The organism is Mycobacterium sp. TY814 (assembly GCF_030755175.1).
GTDB lineage: Bacteria > Actinomycetota > Actinomycetes > Mycobacteriales > Mycobacteriaceae > Mycobacterium.
This window is the reverse complement of record NZ_JAUFRY010000002.1, coordinates 448,409-461,725: the sequence shown is the minus strand read 5'-3', so window position 1 is coordinate 461,725 and position 13,317 is coordinate 448,409. Positions and strand designations below refer to the sequence as shown.

General features: G+C 63.0%; 9 protein-coding genes. All 9 read right to left on the bottom strand.

The genetic code is table 11. The features are described 5' to 3' along the window. Nucleotide 1 precedes the first annotated feature (1 nt). Complete coding sequence (locus QXH22_RS15855) at nucleotides 2-3,040, bottom strand: thiamine pyrophosphate-binding protein (protein WP_306244624.1); 3,039 nt, start codon at nucleotides 3,038-3,040, stop codon at nucleotides 2-4. After that, nucleotides 3,033-4,058 carry a histidinol-phosphate transaminase gene (locus QXH22_RS15850; RefSeq protein ID WP_306244625.1) on the bottom strand — a complete coding sequence of 342 codons (1,026 nt, stop codon included), beginning with the start codon at nucleotides 4,056-4,058 and terminating at the stop codon, nucleotides 3,033-3,035. The genes QXH22_RS15855 and QXH22_RS15850 overlap by 8 nt, the downstream gene beginning before the upstream one ends. Next, nucleotides 4,055-5,152, bottom strand: a complete 1,098-nt coding sequence (locus tag QXH22_RS15845; protein WP_306244627.1) for a UbiA family prenyltransferase — start codon at nucleotides 5,150-5,152, stop codon at nucleotides 4,055-4,057. Before QXH22_RS15845 ends, QXH22_RS15850 begins: the two co-directional genes overlap by 4 nt. 2 nt (nucleotides 5,153-5,154) lie before the next feature. Then, nucleotides 5,155-7,659, bottom strand: coding sequence for an FtsX-like permease family protein (locus tag QXH22_RS15840; protein ID WP_306244628.1), 2,505 nt, complete (start codon nucleotides 7,657-7,659; stop codon nucleotides 5,155-5,157). Further along, complete coding sequence (locus QXH22_RS15835) at nucleotides 7,656-8,360, bottom strand: ABC transporter ATP-binding protein (RefSeq protein WP_306244630.1); 705 nt, start codon at nucleotides 8,358-8,360, stop codon at nucleotides 7,656-7,658. The genes QXH22_RS15840 and QXH22_RS15835 overlap by 4 nt, the downstream gene beginning before the upstream one ends. Nucleotides 8,361-8,610: 250 nt before the next feature. Beyond that, nucleotides 8,611-10,062: a PPE family protein gene (locus tag QXH22_RS15830; protein ID WP_306276258.1), complete on the bottom strand. Its 1,452-nt coding sequence runs from the start codon at nucleotides 10,060-10,062 to the stop codon at nucleotides 8,611-8,613. A 300-nt stretch (nucleotides 10,063-10,362) separates the two neighbouring features. Beyond that, the gene (locus tag QXH22_RS15825; RefSeq protein WP_306276257.1) at nucleotides 10,363-10,902 is read right to left on the bottom strand and encodes a transglycosylase family protein; all 540 of its coding nucleotides are present in this window, start codon (nucleotides 10,900-10,902) and stop codon (nucleotides 10,363-10,365) included. A 687-nt stretch (nucleotides 10,903-11,589) separates the two neighbouring features. Then, a complete protein-coding gene (gene mobA, locus QXH22_RS15820) occupies nucleotides 11,590-12,183 on the bottom strand; it encodes a molybdenum cofactor guanylyltransferase (protein ID WP_371934234.1) in 594 nt (197 codons plus the stop codon). A gap of 8 nt (nucleotides 12,184-12,191) precedes the next feature. Further along, the gene (locus QXH22_RS15815) at nucleotides 12,192-13,310 is read right to left on the bottom strand and encodes a 2-oxoacid:ferredoxin oxidoreductase subunit beta (RefSeq protein WP_306244635.1); all 1,119 of its coding nucleotides are present in this window, start codon (nucleotides 13,308-13,310) and stop codon (nucleotides 12,192-12,194) included. Between the last annotated feature and the right edge of the window lie 7 nt (nucleotides 13,311-13,317).

Genomic DNA, 13,317 nt, shown 5'->3' with positions numbered 1-13,317 from the left:
ACTATCCGGTGAAGCCCTTTTCATCGAGCTTGCCGAGCACGACGGCGCGCACCACTTCACGGAACGAACCGATCGAACCGGAGCCCTCCCTGGACCAGGCCACGAAGAACCCGAGAATCTGTCGCCAGTTCTTCTTTCCCGCTTGTATCGGGGCGTCGTTGAGAACGCAGCGTGCATCGATCAGATAAGGACGAGGGGTGCCGATGGCCTCGTTGAACGCAGAACGGAAGGCGCGCAACGAGTTCACCCGGCACGACTGCACACCGACGGACTTGGCGTACTCGGCAAAATTGATGTCGGGTAGGGCCGACCCGTGGTCAGGCCATCCCATGATCTCGCTTTCGAACTTGATCGCGGCAAGCGCCGAGTTGTTGACAACGACGAAAACCAACCGTTGGTTAACGCCGGCCGCCGACTGAATTTGGCTCAATGTCACCGAGGCTCCGCCGTCACCCGCCACCGCGATCGTTATCCCGCACTCGACGGAGTTTTTCGCGACGCTGATCGCTGCAGGCACCGCGAAACCCATGGTGCCGAATGACGCAGACCAGATACTTCGGGTCATCGAGGTGATGTACCGGTAGACCCACAGCGTGTTCACGCCGACGTCGGCACACACCGTGGAGGTGCCCTCGAACCGGGCGAGCTCCTCATCGATTACTTGGACGAGGCTCGATGCGCGCAGCGGAATCTCATCGCCCCTCCGCACCCGCCGGCGACGGCGGCGGTACGCGGGCCGTAATCGCCTGTCGCGGTGCGGCGAATCGGCACGCAGCCCACCGATCATCGCCTCCAGCGTCGACATTGCGTCGCCCAGCAGGCCGATGTCCTGCCCGGTGAGCCGCAACATTGCGCTCGGATCGATATTGACCGCGATGGTCCGCCCGGCCGCACCCAGATCGAATGCGGAGCCTCTGTTCGACACGCCGACCAGGAGCAGAGCATCTGCGCGCGCTATAGCCCCGAATGCCCGCAGATCACCGGAGCCCCCGACTCTGCCCTGCGCGCGCAGGCTCTGGCTGTGCAGTACCGAATCTCCGCCCATCGTCAGATGCACCGGACAACAGAGCAATTCGGCCAGCTCATTGAGTAATTCCGCGCAGCCGGCCGCACCACGACCCGCGACGATGGCAACCCGCCGGGCGGATCTCAAGGCCGAGATCGCATCCGCAAGAACTGGACTCTCTGCGCCGGGTGTCCGCGTCCCCATGTCCGGTCCGCCCGCTGGGCACTCGGCCCACTGCTCCTCGAGCGCTTTTCCTTGCACCTGCAGATGCACTACACCACCGCCCGTGGCTGCCGCGGCGACGCACGCTTGTCGCACCGTGGCGGCAGCCGTCGCCGGTTCAGCTACGACATAACGTGCGACGGTGACCTCCTCAAGCATCCGGCGCGTATCGAGCAACCAGTCCGCCGACTCCACGGTCACTACCAGGATCCTCGCGTTATCCATCGCCGCGTCGTAAATCCCGTTCAGTTGCAGGAGCAGCGCCGGGCCGCTCGCGACTATCGAGCCCGCCGGAGCACTTCCTGCCTTTCGCAAAGCCGACGCGCTCATCGACGGCGCCTGACCGTTGACACTTCGCTGCGCGTTTCGCAGGCATGGCAGCCGCGGCAGACAAAAGTCGCTGATCTGAACCGGTACAGCAAGATTCGCGTCGAGGCATTCAGCCAGCGAGCGCTCACCGGGCCGGGACACCTCCAAAGACGGGCCCGCAGTTCTACAACGGCGTAAGGATATGATCGCTGGGCCCGCGATCGCGATCGAATCGGTGTCGGTCCGCAGCGACATCGCCGCGCCCAGATGCGCGATTCGAGAGACCACTTCGTCGCTGTCGGCCAGGCACGCGACAACAAGATCGCCGTTGACGCTGACCAGAGTTGAGAGTTCCGAAATGAATTGGCTCAGTTGTGAATATTCGGTCATGACCAAGCGGCGGAGATTTCCGGACAGGGTCGCGCCGATGCCGAGTGGCAGCGCAGCACCAGGTATACCTGCCGCACTGGACACGACGTATGCGTCCCGCAGATCTCCTGGCAGTAGGTCTTCGGCTCCGTCGAGATCGGTGAAAACCTCGATCGGAGTCGAGGATTCGTCGATGTCGTCACGTTCACCGCGGTTCAATACCGCCCGCAGGGTGGCTGCCACGTCACATACGACTTGCGTGGTGTAAGGCATGGACTTCGACGTGCAGCGACGGTCAGTGATCTCGAGGAGGTTCGCAAACTCAGACAGGCGCGGCTTGATCAACGGCGTCGATCGTCCCACCACCAGGACGTCTCGAGCTCGGATGATGCCGGTTTCCCGACGATCGAGGGTGTAGACCGGACAACCGACCTTGGCCGAAAGGCTGTATGCCAAATCAACATACGAGTTGTCCTGACTCGAAAGGACTATCGCCAGGTCATCGGAGTCCAGGAATGCGACCACCAAGCGCAGCTCTTCTTTGCCCGGAAGCGTAGGCGTCGGCAATCTGGGGATGAAGGACGCCGCGCGGTTACTAGCCAGCGGCGCATAAAGTACATCGCCCGGGATAGCCACATGGCACGCGGTGGACTCGTGTAGTGACAACACGCAGCAACGAACGAAACGCTCGAATTGGCTCGCGGAATGGATCAGCACAGACGAGGAGGTGCAGTGCTGAAAGAGGGCCGCAGAGTCAATCTCCTGGAACGACTCCCGGCCCAGGCTGGCCAGCGGGACCTGACCACTGATCGCCAGCAACGGCACTCGTGCGAGGTAGGCCTCGTATGCCCCGGCCACCAGGTTGGTGGCGCCCGGGCCTGCGCTGCCAAAGCACACGCCCAGTCGGCCGGACGACCTGGCATACCCCACGGCCATCAGAGCGGCTGCGGATTCGTGCCTGGTGGTGATCACCTTGATCTCGCTGCGGCGGCTCGCCGCATGGACTATGGAATTCACCGACTCTGCGGGCATGCCGAAGAGATACTCCACCCCCAGCCGTATCAGGCAGTCCACCAGCGCGTCGGCAAATCTCCACCGTCCGAGGACGTTTGATACGGGGTATCGATTATGCATTGCAGACCGTGCTGGACCGATCACTGACCAGGAATGCGGTCAGCGACTTCACCACGGCATCGACAGTGGTCCTCGATTGCACAGTGACTCTGACCCCCAAACCGGGATATTCCCTCAGCAGGATGCCGTCGCGGAACGAATGCCGGAACAACGAGTGCGACTTCTGGGTAGGCAGCCAGACAAAATTCCCCTGCGACTCGATTCCAGACCACAAGCCGTGCTGAGAGAGGAAGGCTTCTAACCGCTTTCGGTTCTCCACGACAACCGATACCCGGTCCCGTAACTGCTTTTCATGCCTGAGCGACTCAGTCGCAGCGGCAAGGGCGACCGAATTCACCGAGTAGGTCGGCACGGCGGACCGGACTCGTGCCGCGAGGGCAGCGCTGCTGAAGACGCCGTAACCGATCCTCAAGCCGGCGAGCCCGTAAGCCTTTGAGAAGCTGCGCAGGACCGCGACCGCGTCAGGTCCGCATGTCAGGCGGCGGACGGCATCGGCGGGCATGGTCTCGTCGAACTCCGCATACGCCTGATCAATCACCAGCAGTACATTTTTCGGCAGGACCCGGCGAAACCTGACGAGGTCGTCTGGGCTCACCGCCGCACCCGTGGGATTGTGTGGCGCAGCGATGATGACCTGCCGTGTCGAATCGTCGACACGGCAGAGAATGCCGTCGAGCGACTGGGCACCCGCGGGTTCCGCCGGCGCGGCGACCGGGACGCCACCGGACCTTGCTACCAACACCGCGTACTCGGCAAAGGTCGGCGAGCTGAATACGGTGGATCCTGTTGTCGGACAACCCTCATGAAGAATGGCGTCTAGAACGCCAAGACTACCGGCACCAATAACGACTCGGTCGGCGAACACTCCGTGCAGCGCGGCGATCCGCTCGGTGAGTTGCGCGACATGATGCGCGAACGGGTACCGGCTGAGGCCTGCCGCGCTCGCCTCGAAGGTATCCCGCACTTGTGCGAGTACGTCGAAATCCAGTTCGTTTCGCGACAAATCCAGCATCGTCATGTCAAGTCGAAATCCTCTGCTCTTCTGGTGTCCAGTCCGAGTTGGTCAGACAGCAGCATGATCGCGAAACCTGTGCAGATGACCGCGACCGACATGATGGATACGCGGTCGATCATGATGAGCGTTGAAAGGAATCCCACCGAGACGAACATGTCGTCGCGCAGCATGTCGTTCCACGACTGCTGGTCCGATGCCTGAACCAACCGCCATGCCTGATGACACGCCACCGGCAGCCAGACGAGAGCCAGCAGATACTTTGGTTCGACGATGCCGGAAATCACTGGAATGACGACGGCGGCGTAGACCGACACGTTCGCCACGGCCGCGATCATTGCCGCACGAAACCTGCTGGCGGACAACGTCGCAGACGTCGTCACGTTAACTCGCTTGTCCCCGTCATAGTCGGGAACATTCTTGATCAGACCCTTGGCGCAAAACCAGAAGAACAAATAGAGGGCGAGCGCGCAGTACTCAGGCTTGACCAAGACATGCAGTTTCTCACTCGAGGCCAGAGCCGCACTCGCATACGGGTACGCAACAGCGTTGGCGAAGTACAGGATTCCAATGCGAGGCCGCGCCTTCATACGCAGCGGACGAAAGGAGTACTGCTGGCAGCCGACCAAGGCCAGCAACGTCAGGGCGGCGAAGTACCAATTGACGAGCAGCGAAAGGACTAAGACTGCGGTGGCCAGCACATGGGTATGACGGAGCAGCCGATTTCGGCCGTAGCTGCCTAGTTGGAATACCCGCAAGGGGATGTTCTCGTTGTCCTCGACGATGTCGGTATAGATGTTGTACAGGTTGGCTATTGCCGCGATGTGGTAGGACACCACCATGCCCATGATGAGGTCACTCCACGAGACCCCGCCGCCGATGACGCTGGCGAAGTAGAAAGCCAACATGCCTGCAACGCATGTTCTCGGCCTGGAGAAAGCCAAGAATTGAGAGAGCCGCCACGACGCCGGCGCGTCGATGCCGGGGCACGATTGCACCCACGCCAGCCGTTGCTCGCCCGGCGAGCGCAGAAATCTGGACAGCCCCGTCTCCCCGGTCGGACGCAGGTGGGGCCGGTCTGCCAACTCCTGCTCCTCCACCGTTACTCCACCTCCAATGCATCCACGATGTTTGACTTCGCAGCCCTCGAAGCGGGTATCAAGGCGCCACACCAGCACAAGATCATCGCTACGACGACACCGACCAGGTCGACGGGGGAAAGCGCAAACCGCACCGAAATAGCCGTGACCGCGCTCATGATCATCGTGCCCAGCCGATGGACAAGCACGCTCGTCACCAGGCCGAGAGTGCCGCCCACCAGCGCAATGCTGGTCGACTCGACCAGGATCGATCTGGCGATGTAACCGCGAGATGCGCCCATCGCCCGGAGCACGCCGATTTCCCTTTTGCGTTCGATCACCGAAATCATGAACGCGTTGAACAGGGCCATCGCCGCCAATGCCGCCACGATCCATTGAACGAACACCGCGAGCGAGCCCATCTGGTTGACCGCGCTCCTGCCTGAGTCGACGGCCTCCCGACCGCTGTAGGCGAACAAATTTCTGGCAGTGGCGATTTGGCGAACCTGCTCTTGCAGCGCCGGCGCGGTGTTCGGATCTTTTGCGTGCACTTCTAAGTAGGTGGCGCCGTCCCGTTGAAACCAACTTCGCATGTTCGACAGTGACAGCGCGATCATCCCGCGCTCGGTGGTCAAGTAGTCGACTACGCCGAGGATGGCCACTGGACGCTCCCCGGAGGGGGTGCTCAGGGCCAGCCTGTCACCGACACCGCGATGGAGTCGGCGAGCAAGCTGCCTGGACACAACTACTCCGGCGCCGTCAAGAACCTTCGCCCGCACGGCGGGATCCATCGCGGTGAAGGCGGGTGCGACGGTGCCGGGGTCAGCGCCAATGACCAACACCCGGTCGCCGCCGACGTTGACGTAAGCTTCCTGCACCGAGATGACGGATTCGACTCCTGGAATTCGGGAAACTTCCTGATCTAGGCCCTTCGACATCAACGGACCAACGGGGATAACGTCTTTCGACGCGGAAGACAAATACATGTCCGCGTCGGCCAACGAGTTGAAGAAGTTTCCGGTGGAGTCGACGACGTCTGATAGCACCCCGTTGGTCACACTGCCCAAAGCCACCGCGATGGTCACGATCATCACGTTCGCCCACGTGCGCTTGGCGGACTGGGTCATCGTCGATCTGCTGACCTGACCACTCGGCCCCATCTTTGCCGCCAAGCGACTGGTGCCTTGTACGACGACGGGACCAAGAGCCCAGCTCAGGACGAGTACGCCCGCCAACGCCAGGATCCCACCGGCAAAAGCTTTTTCGTCGTGCAGCCGAATCGCGCAGAGAAACGCCGCGACCAGCAGGACGGCTCCGACGGCAACGCCGGACCAACTTGGCTTCGACTGGTCGGAGCCTAAACTTTCGAGCTCCGCGGGACGCATCGCCGCGACCGGCGATGCCTTGAACACGGCCATTGCCGGCCACACGGCGCCCAAAACACAGGCGGCCATGCCCGCCAAGATCACGATGACAATCGCGGTTTCGGGAACGAAAAAGGTTGGCTTCACGTCAACCGACTGCAGCATGAGTGGCGGAAGTCGATTGATGGCAAGGTAGCTCAACCCCACTCCCAACGGCGCCCCCAGGCAACCGCCGAGCAGTCCGATAATCGCGACCTCGAGCAGCAAATCCCTTGCCAGCTGCCCACGCTGAGCTCCGAGAGCCCTGAGGGTGGCGATCATCGGCTTGCGCTGCACCACAGCCATATTCATGGTGTTGAACACGATGAAAACCGCGACCACGAGTGCCATGGAACCCACCAGGAGCAACGTGTCGCGCGTGAGCGCGACCGAGTTGTCGGATTGCGCCACCCTGAACTGCGGCTCGGCGACAACCGCCCGATGGTCGACCACCCGCACCAGATCCGCATTCATGCGCCGAAGATCCGCGCCGGGTCTCGCCACGATGAACACCGAACTCACTCGACCGGCCTGGTGCACCAGTTGTTGAGCCATCGGTAAACCGACGATCAGGTAGTCCCCCGCGTTGTATTTCTCGGCAAGCGTCCCCTTCGGAACGAACACCACCTTCACGCCGACGGTATCGATGTGAACTGAGCCGCCTGCGGCGATTCCCAAACCGGGGCCGGCAATCGCCCCGTCCGCGAGCGACCCGTGCGACCTGTCACGTTCTGCCTGCTGAACAAGCTCGGCACCCACCCGGTTGTCCAACACTCGTAGGTTGGGACCTACACCCAATAGTGTTGTGCCGGAGCGTGGCTCGTTGATCGTTGCCCTCACGATCGGTTCGGCGGCTGCCACGCCCTCGACCGCTCGCAGGTCACTCACCAGCGCCTCGGGCAGACCACTGTCTGCCGCCCCGGTCACTTCGAACGCGGCCTTGCCGTAGAGGTCTTCTGACATGGTCGCAACCGATTTCGTCAACGAGCTGTAAATGCCGGCGATCGCCACCAAGAGGCCAGTCGCTATCGTCACGGCGACCACGCAGCTGACGGTTCGCTTCCAGTGCGCGGACGCGTAGCGCCAATTGAGAAACTTGAAGCGGACCAACGGTGGGATGATCATCGGGATTCTGCTTGTTCTCTGGGCCGGATCCGGCTGTCGACGACTTTGCCATCCCGCATGACGATCTCGCGGTCGGCGGCAGCAGCGATTGCGGCATCGTGCGTAACCAGGATCACCGAACGATCCCCCGCATCGGCGATTTGGCGAAGCAGCGTAAGGATGCTGCTGCCCGACTCTGAATCCAAGTTCCCCGTTGGCTCGTCGGCCAGAACGACGCCCGGCTCCATGATCAAGGAGCGGGCAATCGCCACTCGCTGCATCTGACCCCCGGACAGCTCAGAGGGCTTGTGGTCGATGCGATTGCCCAGCCCGACCATCTCCAACAGCTCACAAGCGTCCTGTCGGGCGAGCTTGATCGAAGATCCGTCCAGAACGCGGGGCATCGCGACGTTTTCCCAGGCGGTCAGCGTTGAGAGCAAGTTGAAGAACTGAAAGATGAAGCCGACCCTGCGTCGACGATATTTCGACTGCTCATCGTCGGTCTTCGCCGATAGCTCTTCACCATCGACTCTGATGGAGCCCTCGTCTGGCCTGTCGATACCGCCGATCAGATGCAGCAGTGTGCTCTTGCCCGAACCCGAAGCGCCAGTGACGGCTACGAGGTTCTCGTTCCCCAACGTCAGCGTCACATCGTCTACCGCTCTCACCGATTCCTGCCCTCGTCGATACGTCCTGCTCACTCCGGAGATCTCGATCAACATGCGCAGCTCCTGTTTCTGAGGCGAACCGATGGCTTCACGCCGCGACTCTCGTCCGCGGGCAGGTGGTCCCGGATGGAGAACTGATCAGCTGAGGCGGTTGCATCCTTCCGTCGCACGGGAACACTCGGCCTGCTCTGATCGGGGCATATTGCCGCGGTCTTCTTCACGTTCGCCCGCGCGGTGTCGCTCCCGGTTGCCGGCGCAAACGCGGCACTGCGGTGGCCGGAGACATGACCGGAGACAACAGTTTTCACGTGCCGCTCGCACTGTCGGAGCTCTCGGCGCCCCACGTACCAGGCGTCATAGGGACACTGGGGCCACTTCCGTAGGAGTCACCGGCGACGACGGCCAGACCGGTGGCATCCCTGGCGTTGACTTTAATTGCAGCGTCGGCGAATCCGACCGTTCCGGCGGCCGTGTTCGATGCGGTGACGCTCCTCTCGTGCTCAGTTGGCACGTCAGGGATGTCATCCAGGGTGAGGTACTCGTCGCGATAACCGCGTTCTTTCAGATCGCTTCGGCGACGGCGACGCGCTTTGGTTGCGCTGCGACTGAGCGCCGCGGCCGATGACGCTGCGGGGACCGCAGCAGCCGGCGCACTCGCCACTGCCTTGTCGCGCAGCACGGGGTCGAAGTCGGAACCGGGGCCCGGCCCAGCGATCAGGTAGGCGAAAGTTCCCGTGGCACCGGGCGTCGAGGTCGGAGTCGGTGCAGAGGGGGCAGTCGATGCTCCCGGGGAAGTCGGTCCGGGAGGCGCACCCGCCGTTACTGCAGTCGGCGCGATAGCAGCGATCGGCACGATCGCTTGTTCCGCAGCGGTGACAGGTAGCTCGGCCAGAACCTCAACCGGGACCTCGGCGACCTGGTACAGGGCAGACAGTCCCAACGCCAGCGGTATCGCGCCGGTGGCGGCGGCAAAGGCGGTATAGAGGGGCGTCCCCATCAGTGCGAAGGTCGCCGCGTAGGCGAACACGTATATCAGTGGAAGCCAGGTGACCACGGCAGTCGAGGGACTGGTCGCGAAGTCCGTGATTAACTGCACTACCGTGCCGAAAGGATCGGATAGCAGCCCTTTTAGAGCGCGATACATGCTGCTGAAGTGCTCTGACCACGCCAATAACTCTTCGACGGGATCGGTGGGCGGGGAGTGCGCAGCCTCCGCGGAGCCTATCGTCGGCGCAGGCGGCGCGGGTGTGATCGCCACCAAAGCGGCCGTCGAAACACTCTGGTAGACGGTCATTGTCGTGGCGGCCTGGATCCACATGCGGACGTAGTCCGCTTCGTTTATGGCAATCGGGATCGTGTTGATGCCGAAGAAGTTGGTCGCGAGCAACGCGGCATGGGTGCCATGGTTGGCCGCCAACTCCGCGAGTGTCGGCATCGCGGCGAGCGCAGAGGAGTAGGCAGCCCCAACGGTGCCGTGCTGTGCGGCAATGCCGGAGCTGCGGACGCCGGTGTCGGACAGCCAGGCCAAGAACGGCCCGTGCGCCGCCGCGTACTGCGCTGCGGTGGGCCCTTCCCACACACCCGCCTGCACCACGCCCAGTAACGCGGATAGCTCTGCGGCGGCCGACCAGCAATCGACACTGAGCGCATGCCATGCCGAAGCCGCGGCCAGGAGCGAGCCAGGACCGGGGCCGGTCGAGAGCAGAGTCGAGTGCACTTCAGGGGGTGTGGCAATCCACGCCGGGTTGATGATCACCTCGGCTCCCCCGCGTGTGGAACAGGAGCGGAGCGGTTCGAATACGGACTACCAGTTGTCATTGGCACCTGCACAGGAAGCCGCGAGTGCCTCCCGCGCCTCCTTCAAGTTTGGTAAACCTACCCTTATTTGCGGGAGTCAGTATTACACAGGATGCGCAGGTTTCAACGTCTTTCTTTAAGTAAACCTAACCTAAGTTTCGATGCCCGTCCGTCGCGGTATCGGCCGGGGAACGACAAGTGCCGGGCCCGAGGGCCCGGCACTGTCGCGCGCGTTAGCGCCTATTTGATTTTCAGCTGATCAGCCGCGGCGGCCGCAGACCGGCCACGCGCCGATGCCCTGCGAGTGCAGCACGTTCTCCGCCACGCGGATCTGCTCCTCACGGCTGGCGCTGGCCGCGCTACCCGAGCCACCGTTGGCGTGCCAGGTGCTGGCGGTGAACTGCAGGCCACCGGAGTAGCCGTTGCCGGTGCTGATCGCCCAGTTGCCACCGGACTCGCACTGCGCGATCGCGTCCCAGTTCACGCTGTAGGCCCGGACCGGGGCAGGAGCCGGGACCTCGTCAACCGGCGGCGCGGCAGGGGCCGGGTCGAAGCCGGCGGGCTCCGGCGCCGGCGGCGCGTCGGGAGCCGGCGCGGCGTCAGGGGCCGGCAGGTTGGGGTCGAAGCCCGCGAGCTCCGGGGTCGGCGGCGCGTCAGGCGCCGGCAGGCCCGGGTCGAAGCCGGGAGCGACATTGGGGTCCACGCCCTGGACATCCGCATGAGCGATGCCGGTGGTCGGCACGGTCACGAGGGTCCCAGTAATCGCGGCGACAATGAGCGTCTTGCGGACGTTCTTCAACAATCTTCCTTTCGCTGCGCGCGCGATGAAGCCAGCCCACAGCTGTGGGTTGGGTGTTGCTTGTGCGTCAACGACGCTGGGATGCTTCATGGCGTGCCGTCTCGTTTCGGCACGACAGCAGAGGGCTTGATCTGCCCGGCGCGGCCACTGGCCGGCGCCCGCGGGGCGGCGGCCGTTTCGGCTGCCGTCTCCCACATCCGCTCACACGCGGGTCCGTGGATTCAATTTTCCGGTTATTTTTGGTGCCCATTTTTGGGCTAAAGAGACCGTACGATAACGATTTGGATTCGTCATCTCGACAAAGTGGGTATCCCACACCGATAACGAGTCCATCACGGATCGGCACAGTAATGGTCTGTGCAGGTCAGAAGACTGATGCCGGCGGCGATCGGCCGATCCGGACTTCCTGATATTCGTGAGCCGAATCACGCGGATATTGTGAGCTGGGCCACCGGATTTCGATATATGACGCGCGGCCAACAACGTCCGACATGACGAAGACGGGGTGACGTAGCACACAAAAAACCAGTCAATTAGCGCGTGTCACAATAGTTTTGACGGACACGGTCGCCCGCGAAAACCTCAATTCATGTGAATGGTCTTTGAGATAACCAATTTCGAGAGCACGTCCAGAGCCGCATCTCAAAGAGGTTGCGGCGCAACGCCGTCACCGGCGAAGGGGCAGCGTCAACGTCCCGGACGTACCGGGGTCCGCAGATCGTCCACCGTGTTGACGTTGGTGAGCGCATCGGAGTCGCTCAGCACGATCTGCTGGGCGTCCGATGCGTCGATCAGGTCACTCATCTTGCGCGCGCCGGCCGCCACCAGGGCATCAATGCGGTCGGCGAGATGCGTGCGATAGACCGCGGCCAGGTAGTGACTGCGTCCATCCCACGGCATCACCACCTCGGCGTTGGTCTCGACCGCGAGGCGGAACAGCTCTTCGATCAAATCGACTGTCAGCGAAGGCATGTCGACCGCTGCGACGAACGCGTAACGCGCTCCGGCCGCCGCGGCGGCCCGCAGGCCGCGTCCGGTTGCCGGCAACGGACCCAGTCCGCGCACCTCGTCGCGCAGGATCTGAACCGGCAGCGCGGGTAGCGGTTGTCCCGGCGCGGCCATCACATATACCGGCGAACAGCGTTGCGACACAACGTCAACCACGCGCTCCACCATCGTGCCCGACCCGTCGGGCAATGGCAGGGTGGCCTTGTCACGGCCCATCCGGCGCGATTCGCCGCCGGCGACCACGACGCCGGCCAGTGAGACGTCTTCAGCCACTCGCCACCTCAGTCCACGGTCCAGGTATCACGTCCGCGCAGCAGCGACTGCAGCGCGGCTTCATCCGATGGGATCGAATTCTGGGCGGACTCTACCTGCGAGCGGGCAGCGTCGTCGTAGGTGGGTCGGCTGATGTCGCGGAAGATGCCCATCACCATGTGGTCGAGGTTCTGATCGGACAAGCGCGACAACGCGAACGCGTACGCCGAATCGTCGGCGTGGGCGTCGTGCACGACGATCTCGCCTTCGGCCACATCGGCCGTCTTGGCCACATCAAGACCGAAGCCGGACTTCACCACGCAGTACTCGCCGTTGGCGCCGAACACGATCGGCTCCCCGTGGCGCACCTTGATCACCCGCTCTTCGGAGCCCTCTTTACGCAGCGCGTCGAACGAGCCGTCGTTGAAGATCGGGCAGTCCTGCATGATCTCGACGAGCGCGGCACCACGATGCTGGGCCGCGGCCCGCAGCACCTCCGTCAGTCCGGCACGGTCGGAATCCAGCGCGCGGCCAACGAATGTCGCCTCCGCACCAAGCGCCAGCGACACCGGGTTGAACGGGTGGTCCAGCGAACCCATCGGCGTCGACTTGGTGACCTTGCCGACCTCGGAGGTCGGCGAGTACTGGCCCTTGGTCAAGCCGTAGATCCGGTTGTTGAACAACAGGATGGTGATGTTCACGTTGCGGCGCAGCGTGTGAATGAGGTGGTTGCCGCCGATCGACAACGCGTCGCCGTCGCCGGTGACCACCCAGACGGAGAGGTCCTCGCGCGCCAGCGCCAGGCCGGTGGCGATGGCCGGCGCGCGGCCGTGGATCGAGTGGAATCCGTAGGTCTCCAAGTAGTACGGAAACCGGCTCGAGCAACCGATACCACTGATGAAAACGATGTTCTCGCGGCGCAAACCGAGTTCGGGCAGGAAGTTGCGGATGGTGTTGAGGATGACGTAGTCACCGCAACCCGGGCACCAGCGCACCTCCTGGTCGCTGGTGAAGTCCTTGCCCTTCTGCGGCTGGTCTTCGTCAGACAGCCTGGGCACGCCGTCGTTCTTCGTCACTTTGGGGGTTACCCCAAGGTCAGAGCCGATCAGGCTAGTCATGAGCGCCGCGTCCTCCTCATCGCTTCGCATCGACCCG

Excerpts from the sequence above, each read along its gene's own strand:
- QXH22_RS15835 (WP_306244630.1), bottom strand. The coding sequence starts at position 8,360 with ATGTTGATCGAGATCTCCGGAGTGAGCAGGACGTATCGACGAGGGCAG.
- QXH22_RS15840 (WP_306244628.1), bottom strand. The coding sequence starts at position 7,659 with ATGATCATCCCACCGTTGGTCCGCTTCAAGTTTCTCAATTGGCGCTAC.
- QXH22_RS15815 (WP_306244635.1), bottom strand. The coding sequence starts at position 13,310 with ATGCGAAGCGATGAGGAGGACGCGGCGCTCATGACTAGCCTGATCGGC.
- QXH22_RS15855 (WP_306244624.1), bottom strand. The coding sequence starts at position 3,040 with ATGCATAATCGATACCCCGTATCAAACGTCCTCGGACGGTGGAGATTT.
- QXH22_RS15850 (WP_306244625.1), bottom strand. The coding sequence starts at position 4,058 with ATGACGATGCTGGATTTGTCGCGAAACGAACTGGATTTCGACGTACTC.